This window comes from Porphyromonas cangingivalis, from assembly GCF_900638305.1.
In the GTDB taxonomy this organism is placed as follows: Bacteria; Bacteroidota; Bacteroidia; order Bacteroidales; family Porphyromonadaceae; genus Porphyromonas_A; species Porphyromonas_A cangingivalis.
The window spans coordinates 208,066-230,955 of record NZ_LR134506.1 but is presented as its reverse complement, the minus strand read 5'-3'; the positions used below and the strand labels follow the sequence as shown (position 1 = coordinate 230,955).

Annotated in this window: 14 protein-coding genes; all 14 read left to right on the top strand. The window is 44.7% G+C overall.

From position 1 onward, the window contains the following. Positions 1–26: 26 nt before the first annotated feature. The 14 genes from pyrI to EL262_RS00855 all read left to right on the top strand — a co-directional run bounded on the left by pyrI (position 27) and on the right by EL262_RS00855 (position 22,643). A complete protein-coding gene (gene pyrI, locus EL262_RS00920; protein ID WP_025837542.1) occupies positions 27–500 on the top strand; it encodes an aspartate carbamoyltransferase regulatory subunit in 474 nt (157 codons plus the stop codon). Positions 501–528: 28 nt separating this feature from the next. Next, positions 529–1,125, top strand: coding sequence for a LemA family protein (locus EL262_RS00915; RefSeq protein WP_025837539.1), 597 nt, complete (start codon positions 529–531; stop codon positions 1,123–1,125). 38 nt (positions 1,126–1,163) lie between these two features. Continuing rightward, entirely contained in the window at positions 1,164–2,375 is a 1,212-nt protein-coding gene (locus tag EL262_RS00910; RefSeq protein ID WP_078735711.1) for a TPM domain-containing protein, read from the top strand. Between the two features lie 292 nt (positions 2,376–2,667). Beyond that, positions 2,668–5,040: a TonB-dependent receptor gene (locus EL262_RS00905; protein WP_078735710.1), complete on the top strand. Its 2,373-nt coding sequence runs from the start codon at positions 2,668–2,670 to the stop codon at positions 5,038–5,040. A 344-nt stretch (positions 5,041–5,384) separates the two neighbouring features. After that, positions 5,385–7,946, top strand: coding sequence for a DNA gyrase subunit A (gene gyrA, locus EL262_RS00900; RefSeq protein WP_036853471.1), 2,562 nt, complete (start codon positions 5,385–5,387; stop codon positions 7,944–7,946). Positions 7,947–8,092: 146 nt separating this feature from the next. Then, complete coding sequence (locus tag EL262_RS00895; protein ID WP_025837530.1) at positions 8,093–9,316, top strand: tetratricopeptide repeat protein; 1,224 nt, start codon at positions 8,093–8,095, stop codon at positions 9,314–9,316. A gap of 626 nt (positions 9,317–9,942) precedes the next feature. Then, positions 9,943–10,923, top strand: coding sequence for a hypothetical protein (locus tag EL262_RS00890; RefSeq protein ID WP_025837527.1), 981 nt, complete (start codon positions 9,943–9,945; stop codon positions 10,921–10,923). A gap of 209 nt (positions 10,924–11,132) precedes the next feature. After that, entirely contained in the window at positions 11,133–14,366 is a 3,234-nt protein-coding gene (locus tag EL262_RS00885; RefSeq protein ID WP_234394680.1) for a SusC/RagA family TonB-linked outer membrane protein, read from the top strand. 15 nt (positions 14,367–14,381) lie between these two features. Next, a complete protein-coding gene (locus EL262_RS00880; protein ID WP_078735709.1) occupies positions 14,382–15,818 on the top strand; it encodes a RagB/SusD family nutrient uptake outer membrane protein in 1,437 nt (478 codons plus the stop codon). A gap of 50 nt (positions 15,819–15,868) precedes the next feature. Beyond that, positions 15,869–17,173 (top strand): DUF4843 domain-containing protein, encoded by a 1,305-nt coding sequence (locus tag EL262_RS00875; protein WP_159100506.1) that lies wholly within the window; start codon positions 15,869–15,871, stop codon positions 17,171–17,173. Positions 17,174–17,184: 11 nt separating this feature from the next. After that, positions 17,185–18,891 (top strand): PKD-like family lipoprotein, encoded by a 1,707-nt coding sequence (locus EL262_RS00870; protein WP_025837522.1) that lies wholly within the window; start codon positions 17,185–17,187, stop codon positions 18,889–18,891. Between the two features lie 231 nt (positions 18,892–19,122). After that, complete coding sequence (locus EL262_RS00865; RefSeq protein ID WP_025837521.1) at positions 19,123–20,223, top strand: TlpA disulfide reductase family protein; 1,101 nt, start codon at positions 19,123–19,125, stop codon at positions 20,221–20,223. Between the two features lie 37 nt (positions 20,224–20,260). Next, complete coding sequence (locus EL262_RS00860) at positions 20,261–21,430, top strand: TlpA disulfide reductase family protein (protein ID WP_025837520.1); 1,170 nt, start codon at positions 20,261–20,263, stop codon at positions 21,428–21,430. Positions 21,431–21,452: 22 nt separating this feature from the next. Next, positions 21,453–22,643, top strand: a complete 1,191-nt coding sequence (locus EL262_RS00855; protein WP_159100505.1) for a TlpA disulfide reductase family protein — start codon at positions 21,453–21,455, stop codon at positions 22,641–22,643. The last annotated feature ends 247 nt before the right edge of the window (positions 22,644–22,890 follow it).

Below are 22,890 nucleotides of genomic sequence, written 5' to 3'. Positions count from 1 at the left end.
ATCTTCCAAACATTCTGAATATAATTATGTCTAAGGTAGAAAAAGGTGCACTACAAGTCCCCGCCATTTGCAACGGATCGGTGATAGATCACATCCCTGTCGAAAAGTTGATGAAAGTCGTCCGGCTACTCGGGATGGACAGACTCAACCTCCCGATCACCATCGGACAAAACTTTGCAAGCCAAAAGTTGGGGCGAAAAGGAATCATCAAAGTCGAGGACAAGCATTTCACCCAAGCTGAAGTAAACAAGCTTGCTTTGGTGGCACCTCGCATTGTGATCAATGTCATCAAGAACTATAAGGTGGTGGAGAAGATCCATGCTGTACTCCCTAATGAGATTGTGGGTATAGTACAGTGCAGCAACCCCAAATGTATCTCTAACAATGAGCCCATGCAAAGTGCATTCTCGGTCATAGACAGAGAGCATGGCATACTCCATTGTAAGTATTGCAACAGAAAGATCGAACGCGAAGAGGTTATCATCCCTTTTCATGAGTAATAAAGACTAAACAAAAACATCCGAATATATGAAAACAAAGTCAAGACTATTATCCTTTATCATCATCCTCGTCGTCGCTGTGGGGCTTATATCTTATGGCATCAACAGCTATAACGGCCTCGTGGTACAAGAAGAAAATGTAGAAAATGCTTGGGGAAATGTCCAAACCCAATACCAAAAACGTATGGACCTCATCCCTAACCTTGTCAATACCACCAAAGGCTATGCTGCACACGAAAAAGAGACACTCGAAGGCGTCATCAATGCTCGCAGCAAAGCGACTCAGGTAACCATAGATCCGACCAACCTTACCCCCGAAGCGATGAAACAATACTCTGCTGCTCAAGGGGAAGTATCGCAGGCTCTCAGCCGTCTCCTTGTCACTGTCGAAAGATATCCGGATCTCAAAGCGAACCAAAACTTCTTGGCTCTGCAAAATCAGCTTGAGACAATCGAGGATCAGATCAGTGTCGAGCGTAAGACATTCAACGAAAGAGTAACTGAGTTCAATAAGTACATGAGGGTATTCCCACGTGTGATGGTCGCTCGCATCTTCGGTTTTTCAGAAAAGGTTTATTTCGAGGCCGAAGCCGGCAGTGAAAAAGCACCAAGAGTGGAATTTTGATCCCACACAGTTTGGTTCAAATACTACAGCTAAGAGATATGTACAAGTGTAGGTTGCTATTTTTACTACTCGTATGTGTACACTTTGCACACTACGGATCGGCTCAAGGCTTCACCCCGAAACAGATCCCCAATGTTCAACTCAGTGACTCAACACAGTATGTGTCTGACCCCACCAACTTGCTCTCTGTGACCGACAAGGTCGCCATCAATGATTCTATAGCTTCCATTCGTCATCGTTGGGGTGTTCAGGTGGCTGTCGTCATCGTGCCTGAGGTTCAGGATGATGATCCTGAAAGATTTGCCCACGAGCTCTTTCAGCTCTGGGGCATAGGTCAAAAGGAGGAGGACAACGGTCTCCTCCTGCTGTACGTATACAAAGAGCCGGGCAGAGCCATTCGTTTTGAAGTCGGATATGGACTTGAGGGAATCCTCACGGATGCCTTGACCTCACAGATCTCCCGACGAAGGATGGTACCCCTACTCAAGGATGGCAAGCAAGGCGAAGGAATTCTTGAGGGTGTCAAAGCTGTACGTGAAGCCCTTGACGGCTCCTACTCCGGTACTCAGACATCCGAAATAGAAGAAGAAATCCTACTTATATTCAACATCCTCAAGTGGACATGCTATTTTTCTGTGATAATGAGCATACTCGCCATCCTCAGGATGATATATATCTATCCCAAAATGACATACCTGAAGCAATATGTCATTACTAAGGACGGAGTGAGCCCAAGTATGGGTTGTCTATTCGCACTATTTCCACTGGCAGTCTTATTCATGATCCCCTTTTATCGCTGGAGAAAACGTATCTCCTTAGCTCACCTCAAAGACTGTCCCCAATGTAAAACCCAAGGGTCGGTCACTATAGGTCGGGCTTATGCAGACAGCCATCACCTGACACCGGCACAGCAGACAGAGACGAGAATACACAGCAAGGAGTATTTCTCTGCCCAGTGTTCGGTATGTGACTACCAAGAGATTGCAGGTAGCGACAATGAATCCTCGCCTTACTATGTATGTCCAAAATGCTCTACCAAGGCATGGATTGAGGGGACACCACGTCGTCTCTCATCGGGAGACACCCTGACCGAGTGGGCGTGTGTACATTGTCACTACCAAAAAGTTATTCGCTCAACCCCATCTCGTGGATCGTACGGAGGAGGATCATTCGGAGGAGGATCATTCGGAGGAGGAGGGTCGTGGGGTGGCGGAGCCTCGGGAGGAGGCGGATCGACAGTGAGATTCTGATCGGACACCATAGACAAGCAAAACAAATATTAAGTATATCAAGCTATCACTTGAGAGAGGTTATATCAACCCACTCTCGGGTGATGGCTTTTTTGCTCCTTCAAATAGCATCATCTCAATTACCACGAATAACGCAAGTTAAAATAGCGTGTGCCAGAGAATCAAAAAAACGCCCCTATTTAATGAAATTTATATTTTAATATCGAGTACTATGACTATCTTCGCAGAGTTTTTGACCTAATAACAAACTTTTTAACTCAAAAATAATTCTAAACCTACTCAGACTTTATTCATGAGAAAGAAAATCTTTACACTCTGTCTGCTGGCTCTTCCATCGTTATCATACGCCATGAAGCACGGTATCGATAGTGTACACAACCTCAGCCAAGTCGATGTTGTGGCTGATATGTTGAGAAAGAAAGTCAAGACCAACAACCTTGCACGTATGGATGTCCCTTTGTCGATGCTCCCGATGACCATCAATAGCATTGATATGAAGGACTTGGCCAAGCGTGGTCTCTATCAGCCCATGGACGCTCTTCGTTTTGCCACGGGAGCGGGCTTCCGAAAGACCTACGGTGCCTTCTTACGCCTCAACGTACGTGGTTTTGAGGACTCACCTGTGATCGTGGATGGTATGCGGGATGAACGTACGACATTCAACTCTTATCCGCTCTCTGACCTCAGTGATGTCGAAAGCCTTGAAATCCTCAAGGGGCCGGCTTCCGTACTCCAAGATCACTCTGCCGTGGGAGGTGTACTCAACATCACTCGTCGCAGAGCCACTCGTAACACAAACGTCAATGTCCTCCTGGACTACAACACCTTCGAGCAAATGCGAGTAGTGGCTTCTGCCGGGGGATATCTCGGTGATGGCTGGAGCATACTCTCGGGCATATCACACAGCCGAGGTGAAGGATGGCGTAGTAAGCGCGACCAAAACTTCAAGCTCTACACGACCGTAAGCAAGGTATGGCACAACAACGAACTAGACTTCCGATTGAGCTATCACAATGACTTCTACGGCACAGAAGCAGGCCTTCCGGCAGTCTTCAATACACCGGTGTATGATGCGAAGACAGATGCCATCCACCTACACCCCGGGCAAATACAACCCGGTATCCGGAAAGAAGCTCGTTACAACAACGAGAGCGATGCTATGTACAACCGTAACTTGAACTTCGCAGCCAACTGGACAAGCCAGCTCACTCCCTGGCTCAAACTCCGTGAACAGTTCTCATTCAACGACGATGACATCGACTACTTTAGCACAGAGACTCTGAGCTATCCGACAGACGACAAATTGAAGGAAAACGGCGAAGCTCCCTTTCCTCACTACTACCTCTACAAGAAGGAAGGAAACAGTACTGAAATACGCAGATATGTAGACCTCTCTCGTGTCCAGCTGACTGATCCGCTCCGTTTCAGACACTTGGCAAAGACAATCCAAAACCAGATCAGCCTCGAAGCAAAGCTACATACAGGAGACTTCAAGCACAACCTAAATCTCGGCTACGCTGTCAGCTATATGCGTCGCACATCATTTACGGGATACAACTTCCGTGGTAGCGAGGGCATACAAGATATCACCGGTCCGGGGCTCTTCTCACATATCTCGGCCTACGACCCCAAGAGTGCAGGCCCCATGGAGACTCGCTTCAGCAAGGCAAATCCGGGCAATGTATTCAGCAACGGTATCTACATTCAAGATGTCATTGAGTTTTCACCCATGCTCCAAGCCATGGCAGCCCTACGTTACGACCGTTATCGCTATGAACGTGCAGACAGATTGGATTCGAACGATGGTGGCACCCGGTACAACAAGCCCCAAAAGTACCACCTCGCTCTATCCCAGGCCTTGACCTATCGTCTTGGATTGGTATTCACACCGATCGAAGAAGTGAATCTGTATGCATCACTTGCAAACTTCTACAAGCCATTCATGACGATCTACAACCCCAAAATCATCTATGTGAACAAGAAGGGTCAGACCTTCATTCCTACTCCGGACAAGGAGATCTTCGCCCCCATGCGCGGTCATCAGATCGAACTCGGGACACGAGTACAACTTGCATCTTGGTTAGAAATGACAGCTTCGGCTTACTACATCAACCAAAACAATGTCCTCCAAAAACTCGGAGATGTAGAGGAGATCGAAAATGGTAAGACGATCAAGAAGACAGTGAACGGACAAGTAGGCAACATATACACCCAGGGCTTGGAAGTCGACCTGAAGGCATCTCCTATCGAGGGGCTACTCCTCGCAGGTGGATATAGCTATACAGATGCACGGATCGGACACATTGCAAAGAATAAATATTCAGATCAGAATAAGGTCGAAGGCAACCGCCTCCGTTTTATCCCGGCACACAAGTTCTACTCTTTCGGTGGATATACCATATCCGAAGGGCTCCTCAAGGGGCTCGAAGGGCACTACTCCTTGAACTACAACGGAGAGCGTTTCCGTGATCTGGAAAACACCATTTTGTACGAAGGCTTTTGGCAGTTTGACCTCGGTGTATCTTATAAGATCATGAGAGGCCTCACCATCGGTCTTGATGTCTACAACGTACTCAACACAGAGACTTATCAAGAATCTTTGGGCAATCAGCTCTTCCCTTCGGAGCCACGTAGCTTCCGTGCTAGCCTCAGCTACACGCTCTAAATCAAGGACAAACACACCATAAATCAACAAGCAGTGAGATACTCTCGGAGTATCTCACTGCTTGTTTTTTGACGCTTGGTAAACGACGTATTCTGTACCTCGACAGAATGTTTTCTGTCCCGCAGTAGAAAACTTTCTGTCGTGGATCAGGACAAATTCCGGTGCCTACTCTGAGAGCATTCTTCGATCATCTCGGAAGCAGTCTCTGACTTTGGGCTCAATAGTTGTCTCCGATGTATTTTTACCTAATTATCTGCTATGAAATTTATGGAAAAATAAGTACCTTTGGACTTATGTTAGTGCCGTCAGAAGCACTTGTATTCAATAGATAATTTGAATTGACAATGCAAGAAGAGTTTGAGAACAAAACGGATAGGATCATCAAAGTAAACATTGATGACCAGATGAAATCTGCTTACATAGACTATGCCATGTCTGTGATCGTAAGTAGAGCCCTCCCTGATGTGAGGGATGGTTTCAAGCCTGTCCACCGCCGTATATTATATGGTATGAACGAGCTGGGCAACACGCCCGACAAGCCTTACAAGAAGAGTGCCCGTACAGTGGGGGACGTGATGGGTAAGTATCACCCTCACGGCGATGGCTCTATCTATATGGCTTTGGTGCGCCTTGCCCAAGACTGGTCAATGAGATACATGCTCGTCGATCCTCATGGTAACTTCGGCTCCATCGATGGTGACATGCCGGCGGCGATGAGGTACACCGAAGCACGTCTTGCGCCCTTGGCGATGGAGATGCTCTCGGACATCAACAAAGAAACTGTAGACTTCGTCTCCAACTATGATGATTCCACCACGGAGCCTTCGGTGCTTCCGTCTCGTATCCCCAACCTTCTTGTCAACGGAGCATCGGGTATCGCCGTGGGCATGGCGACCAACATGGCTCCGCACAACCTGACCGAAGCCCTCAACGCTTCATTGGCATACATCAATGCCCGAGGAGAGATCACCATAGATGAGCTCATGGAGCACATCAAGGCTCCGGACTTCCCCACAGGAGGTATCATCTACGGTTACAGCGGAGTACGCGATGCTTTCCACACCGGTAGAGGGCGTATCGTCATCCGAGGAAAAGCAGAGATTGAACCAAGTGCACTACATGATCAGATCATCATTCGTGAGCTACCCTACCTCGTCAATAAAGCCGAACTCGTAAAGAGCATTGCCGAGCTCGTAACGACCAAAAGGATCGAGGGAATCTCCAACATCGCGGACGAGTCCAGCAGCAAGGCAGGTATCCGCATCGTCATCGATGTCAAGCGTGATGCTCATGCCGCAGTCATCCTCAATAAGCTCTACAAATATACAGCCCTACAGTCCTCTTTCAGTGTCAACAACATCGCACTGGTGGATGGACGACCACAGCTACTCAACCTCAAGGACATTGTCGGAGAGTTCGTAAAGCACCGTACGGATGTCGTCACTCGTCGTACCCGCTACGACCTCCGAAAGGCTGAAGAGCGTCTCCATATCCTCGAGGGGCGTATCATAGCGACAGATAATATCGACGAGGTCGTGGCGATCATACGTGCTTCAGCTCGTCAGACAGAAGCAATAGAAAAGCTGATGGCTCGCTTCAACCTCTCACAGATACAGGCTCGTTCGATCGTCGAGATGCGTCTCGGTCAACTCACTGCTCTGGAGATGAATAAGCTCAGAGAGGAGTACGAAGGACTTGTGAAGCAGATCGAGTTTTTCAACGAAATCCTTACCAACGAAGATACCCTCTACCGTATCATCTCGGAAGAACTCATTGAAATCCGTGACAAGTACGGTGATGTCCGTCGTTCCGATATCGTCTATGCCTCCGAAGAGCTCAACCCGGAGGACTTCTACGCTGACGAAGAGATGATCATCACCCTCTCCCACCTGGGTTATATCAAGCGTACGCCCCTATCGGCGTTCAGAGCTCAGTCGAGAGGAGGTGTTGGATCAAAGGGAACAGACACCAAGGACGAAGACTTTGTCGAATATATTTACTCGGCTTCGATGCACGCAACGATGCTCTTCTTCACAGAGAAAGGTCGATGCTTCTGGCTGAGGGTATTCGAGATCCCGGAAGGTACTCGCACATCAAAGGGTAGAGCGATACAAAACATACTCAACCTCGATCCGGACGATAGAGTCACCACATGTATCCGCATCAAAAATCTTACGACGGATACAGAATATGTCAACTCACACTATCTGACCTTCGTGACCCGTCGTGGTACAATCCGAAAGACCCTGCTTGAGGCATTCTCTCGTCCTCGTGCCAACGGTATCATAGCGATCGGTCTACGTGACGAAGACAGGGTGGTATCCGTACTTCTGTCCAACGGCAAGAGCGAATTTATCCTCGCAAGTCGTAATGGTAAGGCGATACGCTTCCATGAGTCTCTCCTCCGTCCTCAAGGTCGCCAGACCATGGGTGTGAGAGGTATGCGCCTTGAAGAGGATGGCAAGGATGAAGTCATCGGCGCCATCTGCATCAAGAAGCCGGACGAAGAGTCAATCCTTGTTGTGTCCGAAAATGGTTACGGCAAGCGTTCTCAGATCGATGACTACCGCATCACCAACAGAGGTGCGAAGGGTGTCATCACTCTGAAAGTGACCGATAAGACCGGAGACCTCATAGAGATCAAAAATGTGACCGATGAGCATGACATCATGATCATCAACAAGTCGGGTGTCACCATCCGCACTCATGTCAAGGACATCTCTGTACAGAGCCGAAATACTCAAGGGGTGAGATTGATCAACCTCGAACGCAGAGGTGACGAGATCGCTTCAGTATGTCGAGTTCAGGCCGAGGAGGAAGAAGAAGTCTCGGAAGATATAGACACTGAAAACAGCGAGATCGTCAAGAACAATACAAACGAAACGGACAACTCCACATTGGAATAAAAAAAGAACTAAACTGAGTTACTAATCTTCAATCTGACCCTGGTTCGGTGGGAGTCGATTTTGACTTCGGTATTTTTATTTCTAAATTTGGCAGTGAACCGGTAGGAATCAAAGATCAGTATTCACCTAAAAGTTAAATCATAGACATGAAAAGATTATTTCTATTGGCTACTCTATCATTGGCGGTAGCATCTCCGGCTCTGGCACAGGTCAAGAGCGTAAAACAGGCTGAGCGCATAGCAAAGGACGATAAGCCCGACTTTGCTCAGGCACGTAGCATCATCCAGCCTACTCTATCGGATCCTGAAACAATGAATGATGCTCGAGCATGGTATGTGGCAGGCCTTATCGAAGAAAAGCAAGTGGATGCACAAAAGATCAATATGTCTTTGGGCAAGCCTTTTGATGAAGGGGCTTTCTATGGAGCATTGTACGCTATGTACCCCTACTACATCAAAGCGGACTCTTTGGATGCTCTCCCCAATGAGAAGGGTAAAGTAAAGAGAAAATTTAAGAAGGAGATTCACAAGGCAATGAGCGAAAATCATGGATTCTTCGTCAACGCAGGCTCCTACTATTTCGATAAGGAAGACTATGCATCGGCTCACAAGTTCTTCAAAAAATACTTGGACATCAAAAAATTGCCCATGTTTGAAGGCACACCGATAGCCGAACAAGACTCCATGTCTATGCAGATCGGTTTCTTCTCTGCTTACGCAGCTTCGAGAATGCCGAACAACCTCAAAAATGCCATTGCAGAATATGAAGTAATCAAGGATGTACAATACAGACAAAATGACGTCTATCAGCTTCTAGCTTCTGCATATATGGAGCTTGGGGACTCTGTGAGCTACGAGAGAGTACTCAGCGAAGGTGTGAAAGTCTTCCCACAGGAAAAGTATTTTGTATTCAACCTCATCAACATCTATGTCAGAAAAGGTGAACACGAAAAGGCTAAGGTATTCCTCGAACAAGCCATCGCAAACGATCCTGAAAACAAGCAACTTTACAATGTATTGGCTACTGTTTACGAACAAGGCTTCAAAGACCCTGTAAAGGCTGAAGAGATCTATAGAAAGGTACTTGCAATCGACCCTGCGTACGCAGAAGCAGTGATCGGTCTTGGTCGTATCTACTACAACCAAGCTGTTGCGATCCAAAGTGAAGCCAACATGATCAATGATGCAAAGAAGTATAAGGCTAAAGAAGCCGAAGCAAAGGAGCTCTTCAAGAAGGCTCTTCCTTACTTCGAAAAGGCTGTCGAACTCGAAGCCGGCAACACTGAATATCTCATGGCTCTCCGTGGCATCTACTACAACCTTGAGATGAATGACAAGATGGCTGAAATCGAAAAGAAACTCGGTCAATAAGCACATCCCCCAAAAATAACAAAGAAAGGGAAGTCTGAAAAACAGACTTCCCTTTCTTTGTTTATATCACCCTGACTCCCCCATAACCCTTGATAAAGGCTCTTCACTTATAAAAAGCTAATCATCTCAAACAATCCCTAATCGTGCAACTATGGATATCCCCCTCAACGATAAAAATGAAATAAAATAAATCGTATCGACACTCTCATTACATTAGCCAAGACTTTGTCAGCTTTACTTATCCTCTATTAAACAAACTCGAAATGTTATTTTAAGTTAAATATCTCATCTTCTACCACAACCCTTCTTATTTTTCTTACAGTAAACATTTTCAGTTAAGAAAAGCTTATAGATAACAGATTTTCATCAGAAGAAAAGAGATTGAATTAAAAATAATCACAAATCCTTTTTTCTGACATTATCCTGCATTTCTAAAAGGGCCGAACTTGATAAACGAGGCATTGCATATATTATGGTCTTTTATTAATTTGGAGGGTGTGATTTTCCTCCTTGGGTGTAATAAAAAGAGAGTGTGTGAAAAAAGAAACATAAAAAAACACACTCAAGGAGTGTCCCTAATGGGACTCCTCACTACCTAATATCTTTAACTATAAAAATTTATCATTATGAGAATGAAAAAACTACTGGCTCTCGCAATATGCGGAGTCCTGTCCGTCCCATCTTTGGCTCAAAGCAAAAGGACGGTATTGAGTGCCCAGATATATGGGTATCAAAGAGAAATGGTATACTTCGACTGCGTACAGAGCCCTCTCATCAAAGCAGAATTTCATAATAACCCCGGAGAAGAGCATCACCTCGCCTTCGAAACAGATGAGATGGTAACTCTCATGATCAATGGAAAAGTAAAAGCATTTCTTGAACCAGGGGACAGCCTTCATGTAGAAATCAGATATGATGGCAAGAAAGTCAGTGAAGCTATGTTTTCGGGCGATAATCGAGCAGTAGCCAACAGTAATCTCTACCGTACCATAGAGCAAGCCAAAGCAAGCATGAAGTATCGTAGCAATCTTCTAGGGCTCGTAGTATTAGATGTTAAACCGAAAGACAGAATCCGAGACTCTCACAAACTTCTTGAGATAACGAACAAAGCGATAGAAAAATACAAAGGTAAAATCTCACCTGCAATGGAGACATACATGAATGCAGAGTCCGAAGCCATGGCATACACCTCATTCATGGAATATCCCGTGATGTATGCCGACACGCGGAAGGTGCCTATAACACAGCAGGAGATTGGCGACTATTGGTCTCTGATGGATGGTTATGACCTAAGATCAGAGACAACAGCACTCAGATGCCCCGAATACATTTCGTTCTTGATGCGCTATTGCTTGTACCAAAAAGAAAAGGAGGCCATCAAAGAAAACACCATCTACAAGGCACCAAATAAGCTGGAAGACATGTACGCGCTATTGTCCAACTTCTATACAGGTACACAGAGAGATCATATACTCTTCCGCCTAATGTCAAACTTTATCCTCGGTGGCAAAGAACTTGAACGTGTAGATCCACTCTTCGAAGAGTACAAAGCAAAGTACAACTCTGATCCTAAAAACCTACAGGTGCTTGAAATGCTCCTTCAATAGCCAAAAGATATAGAAAGCAAAAACACATATCCTAAAGTAATATCTGTATGTCTATGAAAACAGGACAAATAATATCACATCTCCGACACTTATTGGTTGTGGTGTGCCTCACAACTTTTGGGACAATATCCCCCATCTTAGCTCAAGAGGGCCACAAAGCAGACAAGTGGAAAAATGATCCCATTACGCTACGTATCAGTAACGAGACAATGGGTACAGTATTAGAAAAAGTCGCCAAGATTGCAAATGCGACAATCATATACAATAATGTGGGGCTTGTCGGTATAGATAAACGTGTAACTCTGAATGCAAATAACGAGCCGCTACATAGTGTCATCAGTAAACTAATTGAGAACCAACAAGTCGAAGTAAGATACGAAGAAGATAGAAGGATCGTATTCTATCCCAAGAGTACAGAGACCTCAAAGGGAAGAGGGATAGCTCGCTTCCCGATATCAGGTAAGGTGATGGCCGGTGATACAAAAGAGCCTCTCGCAGGAGCTACAGTCGTCATACTGGACAATAGTCAAGTAGGAGGCAATAAGGGGATGCAGACCGACATGGACGGTAAGTTTAATCTCATTGCAAAGGAAAAAACATCCATACGTGTATCTTTCGTGGGATTTGAAACCGTAACCATCCCAATCAAAGGCCCTGAAACAAACATGACTATCATCCTCAATCCCGATGCTATGACCATCGGCGAAGTCGTAGTCACAGGGATCAGCAAACGTAGTGAAAGTAGTTTTACAGGGAACTACGTCACTGTCAAGGGTGAAGAACTCAAGAAGATGAACCCAAACAATCTCCTGAAAGGTCTACAGTTCTTTGATCCTAGTTTCAAAATCATCGAAAACCAAAATAGAGGTTCCGACCCCAATGCTCGTCCGGAGTTTCTCATGCGTGGGGAGCAATCATTCTCTCGGGATGCCAAAAAGATGGGATCTATGGATCTTATGCTCGACAATGTTTCGGCTCGCCCGAACACTCCACTCTTCGTGTTGGATGGGTTTATCGTACCGATCTCACGTATATTGGATCTTGACCCTGAACGTGTTGCAAACATCACAATCCTAAAGGATGCTGCAGCGACAGCAATCTATGGTTCAAGAGCCTCGAATGGTGTGGTTGTCATCGAAACAAAGGTTGCACGTGATGGTGCACTCTCGGTCTCTTACAGTGGGAACTTCACCATGGAAATGCCCGATCTCACGGACTATAACATGATGAATGCAAAAGAGAAGCTTCAAGCTGAAGTCACTGCAGGTCTATATCAGGAGAATAACGTGTCAGCAATGAATGAGTACAATAGGTATCTTAGAAATGTCCTTGCCGGAGTCAACACCTACTGGTTGTCTCAGCCTCTTCAGACATCCTTTCAACAACGACACTCTATCAGTGCGAGTGGTGGGACAGAAGTCTTCAGATACAGTCTGAACCTTAGTGCAAGAATCGCCCCCGGTGTGATGAAAGAGTCTGACAACAATGTCAAGGGTGTCAACTTTAACATGAGCTATCGAAAAGACAAAATCACAGTAGGGGCGGACATCAACCTAACTGAGAGTGACGGACACAATTCTCCTTATGGCAACTTTGCATCTTACACAAGAATAAACCCTTACTACAAGCCAAGAGGAGAAAATGGCGAGTATCTCCAAGCATTGGATACTCACAGAGGCACAGGCAATGCAAGAACTATTGTCAATCCTCTGTATAACGCAACTGTGGGGATCAAAAACTTCACCAACAACATGAACATTGCGAATAACCTCAGTATAGAATACCGATTACTGAAGAATCTTCGCCTATCCGAACAACTCTCTTATACTAAAGGGATAGCACGAGCGGAAAACTTCTTGCCTGCAAATCACACATCCTTTGTCGAGGTCTCAGATCTTACAAAAAAAGGAAGCTACCAAAAAAGTATCGGAGAAATGTCGTCATGGTCAAGCAACTTCGGTATAAACTGGAGTATCCCTTTGGACAAACATTTGATTAGCCTCTTCGGTAACTGGACATTGGCAGAGGATCGTAGTAACTATGTCAACCTAAGTGCCACAGGATACCCCGATGTCCATATGGATGACTTTATATTCGGATATAAGATGGACTCTGATCCAAGAGGTACTGAAGCTCTGTCTCGTTCAATGGGGCTCATCAGCCAATTTTCATACAGCTATGACAACAAATACTCGTTTGACTTTAACCTCAGTAGCGAAGCCTCATCGCGCTTTGGGGCGGGGCAGAGATTGGCTCCATTTTGGTCTACAGGTGTAAGATGGAATGCTCATCAAGAAAGTTGGCTTCAAGGACGAGTATCTAACCTTGTTTTAAGAGCAACTTATGGAATTACCGGCGAACAAAACTTCAATCCCTACCAAGCAATAGAGTTCTATACATTCTCCAACACAATGGTACCATATAAGTCATTCTCAAACCTCGGTGCTGTGTTGGTTGAACTAAACAATCCTGATTTGGGCTGGGCTAAAACCGGAAACTTCAGCCTCGGGTTAGACTTTGGATTCTGGAACAACAGAGTCAATGCATCTCTGAACTATTACAACAACATCACTCACAACCTGTTGACACAATATGATTTGGCACCATCAACGGGGTTCGAATCCATGACAATAAATGCTGGTGAGCTACAAAACAAGGGGCTTGATGCAACTCTCAATGTAATTGTGGCACAAAACATTGCAAAGGAGTTCTTTTGGACTATATCAGCCAATGCCAACCATAACCAAAATAAGATCAGAAAGATATCTGACTATCTCAGAAAGGTAAACGAAGAGCAGCTCAAGTCTGACAAAGCTCCGCTGCCGGTCTTTCAAGTAGGGAACTCTACAACGACTCTCTATGCTGTTCGCTCCCTTGGGGTGGATCCAATAACCGGTAAAGAAGTGTTTTTGAAGAGAGATGGCTCCAAGACTTTCGAGTGGGATCCTGTAGATAAAGTACCTGTAGGAGACTCATCCCCTAAGGTAAGTGGCACAATAAGCAGTAGCATCAATTGGAAAGACTTCTCTTGCGGACTTGGTCTCACCTACAAGTATGGGGGTGTGGTTTATAATAATACTCTTGTCGACAAGATAGAAAATGCAGATCTATCTACAAATCTGGACCGCAGAGCAATAGAAAACAGATGGACAAAGGTAGGAGATGTAACACGATTCAAAAAGTTTGTCGCTACCGGAGACCAAACCCCTGCAAGTACAAGATTTATCATGAACGACAATGAATTGAAGTTGTCGACTCTCAGTGTGGGCTATCGTATGAGGAGTGAGAAGTTTGACTTCCTAAGGAAATTAAACGTAGAGTTACTTACCCTGAACTTCACAACAAATGAACTGTTCAGGTTATCAACCATTCGTATGGAGAGAGGGCTCGAGTACCCCTTCGCAAGGTCATATACACTCTCTATGTCTATAATGTTTAAGTAATAAGTCAAGATTGAGATGAAACATAAGATAATACAAAAGACAATATCAGTAACCTTACTTGTGGGGTTAACTCTTGGCTCTTTGAGCTGTAACAACTGGTTTGATGTCAGCCCCAAAACAGATGTCAAAGCTGGAGATCTCTTCACCACTGAGACCGGCTATCTTAGTGCCTTGGCAGGGATTTACAATTGGTTAGCGAAAGAACATGTATATGGGGAAAACATGACATTCGGTCTTATTGATCAAATGGCTCAAATATATGACTGGACACCAAGAGGTGATACAGATAGAGCAAAAGTCTATACTTACAACATAGAAACCCCTGATGACTATAACACCAAGACCTTGTTGGCTCAGACTTGGCTCAACAGCTATTATGTTATAACAAATGCCAATAATCTGATCAAATGGTTGGACAAAAATGGGGAAGAAGTGTTGAAGAATGAAGCAACTCGCAACATGATCCGTGGTGAAGCTCTCGCAATAAGGGCTTACGTACACTTTGATCTGCTGCGAGGCTGGGGGCCGATCTACAAGAACGACCCAACAGCACTCAGTATTCCCTACCGAACAGTAACCGGGGATCAGAAACTTCCTCTACTTGAGGCTCAAGAAGTATTGAAAAGAATCATAGCTGACCTAAACGAGGCAAAAAACTTGCTCGCTCATGAATCTGATCAACAAATACTTGATCTCAACCTATCACGAAGATTCAGACTAAACTATCATGCTGTAAATGCAGTTTTGGCAAGAGTCTACTGTTATGCTCAAGATGCCCCAAAAGCAATAGAGCATGCCAAAGAGGCACTCGAAAAATCCGGACTTGAACTTCAAGTAAACAATACAGAAGATCCGGCACAATACAGAGAAACCCTATTCGGAATAAATCTGAACAAGATGTCAGATAAAATAAAGTCTAAGTTTGCAGAGAGCCCTAAAAACCTCTCATCTCTCTATCATTCGACAATGGAAACATTCAATACTCTGTACGAAGTATCTGGAACAAACACTGAAGACATTCGTGCCAAATCCAGTGGATTCATACGATTTTCCGACCATGCCAAGGTGCTTACTCGCAAGTACATCGAAAACAGTGAAGAGATAATTCCTCTCATACGTATTCCGGAGATGTATTATATCTTATGTGAGATGTCTCCAATAAATGAAGCTGCCCAATATCTCAATAAGGTGCGAAACAAAAGAGGATTCGCCACAGCATCAAATGTAAGGATAACCTCTGAAGAAGATCGTCTCAGAGAGCTGGATAAAGAGTACCGCAAAGAATTTTATGCTGAGGGGCAGTACTTCTTCTTCTTGAAGCGTCATGCATTCACGACATTCATCAACTGTCCGATTACACCAATGAGCAAAGAGCAATATGTGTTTCAGCTCCCGGATTCAGAAAAAGAGTATGGCTGGACTATCGAGAGCGAAAAGCCAGAGAAAAAGTGAGGTCTAACATCAACTCATACAGTGAGTAACCATTAAAATGAATGATCTATATGATAAAATACAATTACCTAATCGCATTACTAACGCTCGGTATCATGGTGTTCAGTTCATGCAAGTATCAAGAGCCCCCTCTATATGATGATGCATCCGACGGTGTCTACTTTGACTACAAGCTCAAGGCAGATCTTACCCAAACAGTAAACTTTGCGGATCATGTCCTTAGAGAAAAAGAGACAGTCCCCTTCACCGTGAAGTTGAAAAGACTTGGTTATATGTCAGATAAGCCTCTCAGACTTGTTATGAAGTCAAAAGAAGTCAAAGATAGACCCTCTGTCATCGTACAAATACCCGAAATCAAATTCGAAGCTAATGAGTACGAAAAAAATGTGACCGTAGAGGTCAGTGCACCTGCCGAACGAGACAAAATCTATGCCGTTTGTCTCTACTTTGATACCCAAGATCCGGCCTCCGATCTAAAGTCAAGTATCAAAGAATTTTCGGAATTCATACTTGAAGTCAAGGAGTCCTTTACCAAGCCCAAAAGCTGGGACTGGACACTTCAAGCATATCTCGGAAATTGGTCTCCGGAAAAGCACGTATTCATGATTACCACATTGAAGGAAAATGACTATGCCGAAAGTAACGACTGGAGTAAGTATATTCAGTACAACATCGCTGCGGTCAATGAGCTAAGGAAGAGACAACAACAAGACGAAAACTACATCGTGACAATAGATATTCCATTCAGCACTGAGGCTCTATATGACAAGCCCTTCTATTGGACACAAGAGCACGACAGATATCTCGGCACCTACACCTCATCCGGATTTGTGTCTCTCGCCTCAGCTCTAAATGCCAATACCACAAACGAGCGCAGACTCTTTGCCGGTAAGGAGATAAGTATGGAGCGTCTGAACAAGACAGCCGTCAGAAACATGATGAATAGTTACAATACCTTCTTCAACTGGCAACTACCCGGAAGTGTGTACCGAGAAAAGGTATGGGTGCCGATGTTTGCGGAGACAGAGTATGAGATTGTAGCCCCCGTATGCTGGTCCGAGTCTCCGGCAACCAAAAGTATGCTCGAATACTATTATGGGGAATATTCAGAAGCAAAATATAAGTTCATGCTCAAGACATGGTTGGAAACACAAGGCACACATGATTTCTGTATCGTTCAGATGTTCCCTATTACTGTCTCCTGGACAGAGGAAGGCACACAAGCAGGTCTCTGGGATGAAAGTATCGGCGGACAGACTCAGATCACCGAATGCTATAAAGTATTCAAGAAAAAATACGACGAAAATCCAAGTCTATACCCATTTGAGTTCCCCAACATAGTATTGAGCATCTAATCGAAAAAGATATGAAAAAAACGATATCTCTTATTTTACTTGCGACACTCGCAACATCCTGCTACAAGGATTTGGGTAATTACGATTACGACTTTGACTCACTCAACGAGATCAGAGAAGTAGAGTTTTCTCCAAAAACATTCATAGGCGCACAAGGAGAAACTGTTGAGCTACAACAACCTTTGTCCGAAGATGCCACAAGAAGAATAGAAGTGAATCTATCTCAGACCAAGTTTTCTGACTTGGATAACCTCGACTTCACCTGGTTTGTGAGTAGGACAGAAGGAAAGGAGACAATAACCGACACCTTGCACACTAAAGGATACCTGGATGTCTTCCTTACTGCCGGTAAGCCTTCACAATACAAAGTCAGACTGAAGATCTACGACAAGAGTACGACAATTGCCAAGTATTTTGCACTCGTAGTGAATACTCGACCAGTGTTCAAGAACAGCCTTTTTGTCCTGCATGGAAACACGATGGGTACCATAAAGCTCGGAAATATCGAAGAACTCCCAACAGGTACTAATGTGACCACAGATGCGTTCAAATACATATATCCGAACGACAACAAAGAACCCTTTGGCAATGCCATTGGATTGGGCTATTCGGCATATTACAATATGATGTCACGAAAAGAGTCACATAACCTCTGTGCCTTCAAGGTTGATGGGACAGCAGACATATATGACCCATTCGGACTGACTCCAAAGTTTCACCCTAACTATGTACTACCTCCTGAATCCGAAGATCCATTTATCTTCAGCAGGATGATTGCAACAGGAGAAGCCTCCCAACTTAGGGATTACAAGTGTATCCTTTCACGTGATGGCAGGATCTACGTCGCCAAGACTTATCTCTGCTTTTATCAACCGGCCGGCATCACACCTCCCGATGACACATACAAAGTAACTGCAGCTACGATCACAGGCTCACACTTCGTGATGTGGGATGCACAGAAAGAGCGTTTCCTAATGCTACGTAAAGATGATGCTTTCCCTTACGATGAAAAGAATGCGCGCAATGCTCAACTTTCAAATCAGATCATCAATGCCCGGGTAGACTTTACCTCACTTGGACAATCTCTATCTCCCAGAGGCAAAAAGGCATTGTATGCGTACAACGGATACAGAGACAATTATGATGAAGCTCATCCATTTTTCATCTTCAAGGATGACAGTAACAATTTCTTCATATATGAATTGACACCAACAAATGGAGGAGGAAGTGGAAAAGATGATAAGGGAGATAAAGGCAAAGACAATAATGACACTTCTGAGGACAAGCCCCAATTCACGATTACGGGCAAGCGACTTCAGCACTTACCGGAAGATCTCTCTCCATCGACATTGGCATACAATTCTTGGTTCTCAACCAACTATATCTTCTACGCCAAGGGTGGATCTGTCTTCAGATACAATACATCCAATGGGGACACCGAAGAGATATATGTTGCTCCTGAGGGATACAAAGTATCTGTGATGAAGTTCAGGACCGAAGACTCAGGGCTCTTCGTAGCAGATTTGGGGAGAATACTCTCCATCGGGATAAACAAAGACGATGAGGGTGCAGTAGCAGAGATCAAGCTCACGACTGCGGCAGACGTCGACCAGGCATTCACACCAAGATTCTACAACAAAGCTGAAGACGGGTCCAAATTCGGAACTATCAGAGACTTACAGTTTGCACACATTTACTTTTATAAGAGTCCTAACTAAGCATTCTTATGGATAAGACTTAAACAGACTTTAGTAAACACCCCCAATTTATGAAGTACGACAGAATAGATTCTTTCCTATGACAGATCCTATTCTGATTTAGGAGAAAAAATATTCTGTCGTATCTTAGTTTTCTCATTCTTAAACTGAGTAAAAGGAAAAAGCAAGCAAACATAGAACAGTAACCCATAGAGTGGGTTACTGGATCATAATTATAAACAATATGTTCTTATGAATAGACTTTTAATGACCATATTATCATTGCTCACTGCCTCCACATACTGCTATGCACAGCACACTGTGGAGATAAAGGGCAAGATCGATGGAGTAAAATCAGGGCAGCTCGTGCTACTACGACACCGTTCGGAAAATAAAATAGATACTCTCGGTACAACCCCCTTTTCCACTCCAGATTTTGCTCTATCTGCCTCCCTTTCAGAGCCATCAGTGGTCCGTCTCGTGGTAGCAGGTTATGCAGGAGGGTTCGAGTTTATTGCAGAGCCCGGCGCCCAATACCTCGCACTGCTCAAAGATGGCGATGGCGCTTACATCAAAGGTGGAGACCTACAAGATAAGTGGCTACACTTTCAGTCATGGATGAAGGCCTCGCAAGATTCCATAGACATCGTAAAGAAAAGATATGATGCACTGCTGGCACAGAACAAGTATCGTAGTGCAAGTCGGACCAACGATACTCTCATCTACCTTCAAAAACGGCAATTAGAGGAGCAAGAAAACTTCCTCAAAGGTAATGACAATATAATATCTGCCTACATGGCACAGAGCACAGCTGTGGCCAAAGGCCTATCTCTTGAAGACAGCGAACGACTCTATGGTGCATTAGGGGCATCAGCCCGCTCTTCGATCAGCGGTAGAATCATGAAAGAAAGGATCGATCGCCTGAAGAAGACCTCTACAGGACAAAAAGCCCCCGACTTCACGATGTCTGCCCCCGATGGTAAACAATACACCATCAGTAAAGTCCCTGGGAAGATCAAAATCGTGGACTTCTGGGCCTCATGGTGTGGTCCTTGTCGTCTCAACAACCGAACCCTCAAAGAACTCTATGCCACTTATCACACTCAAGGTCTGGAGATTATCGGTGTCTCTATGGATGACAACAGAGACAAGTGGATAGATGCGATCGAAAAGGACCAATTGCCATGGATCAATATCTCAGACCTTAAGGCTTGGAAGAGCGAGGTAAGCAAACTCTATGATATTACCGGTATCCCGGCACTATTCATCTTGGATGAAAACAACAACATAATAGGACGAAACATAAAAGGTGAAGCACTGAAAACGTTCATCAATAAACAGTTTAACAGATAAACATTGTTCGAAAAGAACCTACACGAATCCAGACATTATGAAAAAAGTTTTTTTACTTATCCTAACCTCCCTATTTGGTCTGAGCATATACGCACAGTCCTCGGGACAGTTTGTGATCGAAGGGAGTATGACAAATGACTCCTTACGATTTACCCAAGCCCCTCTTAAAAAACTATACCTGACTCGTATAGTGGATGGTCAAGAAAGCGTGATAGACTCTACCACTGTCCGCAATAAGAGTTTCCGATTCAGAGCGAAAGCTCCTCAAGGATTAGAGATGTACTTTATCACAGGCTTCGACAACGGGAGTGTGCAGTTTTTTGCTGAACCCGGAAAGATCAAAGTTCTGCCTTTCGATGCTCGTTTTCCAACCGTCGCAAAGACTTCTGGCACTCCCAATAACGAAGTGCTTAGAAGCTATAAGGAACTGAATGAAAACTTTGTCAAAGAGGTACGAGCCAACCCTCATGGTAAGTACTCCGAACTCCCCGACAGCATCCTCAACAACGAGAAGCTCTATATGCCTTACCATCGAGCAAACTACCATGCAAGCAGTTTGCTCTACAAAACCAAAGTCATGAAGTTCGTGAAAGAGCACCTCAACTCGGCTGCCACACTTCACATCATCCGCTACGCACTCTTCCATAACTTTACTCCCAAGGTCATGGAACGCCACTTCCTGAGAGCAATACCTCGACATCTATACAAGCAACCGATGTACATCGAACTTGTCAATCAGATCAAAGCGGCAAACCTTGCTGTCGGCAATCCGACTCCGGACATTGGAGGACTCACGGTGGAAGGAAAAGAGATCAAGCTATCAGACCTCAAAGGCAAGTATGTACTTCTTGACTTTTGGGCATCATGGTGCGCTCCTTGCCGCCGAGAGTTTCCGGTCCTCAGAGAGGCCGCAGAGTATTCTGAGAAAACAGGCAACAAGTTTGTTATCTACAGCTTCTCACTTGATAATAAGCGTAAAGACTGGACAACATGCATAGACAAGAACAAGCTCAAACACAGTAACTGGATACATGTCAGCACACTCAAGGGTTGGGGCTCGGAAGCTGTTTCACTCTTCAATGTAACAGCGGTGCCAAAGACTGTCCTCATAAACCCTGAAGGTAAAGTGATCGCATTTGATCTGAGAGGAGAAGAATTCCTCAACAAAGTCAAACTTATCATGGACGGAATAGAAACGTATGAATAACACAATAACCATGTTCAGAAATATGTCTTACAAATTTATACACTCTCTTATCATCGCTCTCTTGTGCATATCTGTAGCCTCAGCACAAGACGTCTGCCACATCAAGGGAACCATTCACAATGACTCACTTCGATACGAAAATCAGAAGCTATCAACGATCTATCTCAGCGGTTTCGATGAATACGACCGTATTGTCGTCAAAGATTCGGTCAAGATAAAGGATGGCAAGTTCGAATTTGTCCAAAAGATGGCTCCAGGCTCCCCTATAATGCTGTATCTACTCACAGGCTTTGATAATGGGCAAGTCCCAGTATTTGTCGAGCCTGGCACTATTACTATAAACATCCCAAAAGCAGCTTATCCCGGTAGCAGTAAGGTTTCTGGAACAAAAAACAATGATCTCTACAGAGAGTACAAAGCAATCTCTGATCGTTGTGTACAAGTTCAGAAGGACTCGTTAGAAGTCCTCAAGAAAACAAGAGGAGAAAAGTGGTTAGACACTCCTGAAGGTCAAGAGGCATGGATGAGAATAGGTGCCGAAGCCCTGATCCAATGTGATGCCGAACGTTTGGAGTTTATTCTAAGACACAATGATCTTCCTCTCATTCCCCTCATGCTGGAGCGTGAGATTGGGCACACTCTCGCAAATGAGACAGAGGAGCAGTTTCTCTCTGCCCTTGACCCTTCACTGGCAAGCCATCCATACTATCGTTCCTTCAAAAACTCAGTGAAGGCTCGCAACCTCAAAGTCGGTGGTGAAGTCCCCGACATCACCCTTCCCCTACTCGATGGTGGCAAGAAGTATTTGAGCGATTATAGAGGCAGATATGTGGTCCTTGACTTCTGGGCATCATGGTGTGGACCCTGCCTCAAAGAGATACCACACCTGATGGAGCTGCATAATGAGTTCGGTGCAATGACTGATAAGTTCACACTGATTAGTTTCTCTCTGGATGATAAAGAGAAAACATGGAAAGGAGCAGTATCCTCAAAAGAGATCGACAAAAAACATTGGACACACGCCTCGGATCTCCTTGCTTGGGGATCACCTGCCGCACGTATGCTCGGCGTGAAAGCTATCCCTATGATTTTTCTCATCGATCCGGAAGGAAAACTCATATCATCGTCCCTCAGAGGCGAAGAGCTAGTAAGACGAGTGCGGCAAATCATGAGTGGAGATCTGTATTATCAATCTTCGGGCAGTGAGGATTGATGCTAACTCTCCTAAATAAGAGAGAATAAGGGATAATAAACTATTCCCAAAAAGTTGTCTAACTTGATCACACGATACATACAAAGCGGAGATACAAGTTAGACAACTTTACGTTTTATGTCCAGCATAAGAAAATCCCTACACAACCTGCAGTATCAGGTAGTGTCCGAAAAAGTGTGTAAGGTTAGTTCTCCCTTTTTCCCCTGGGGCATGCCCCAGGGGAAAAAAACTTTGAGTTTTTCGTGTT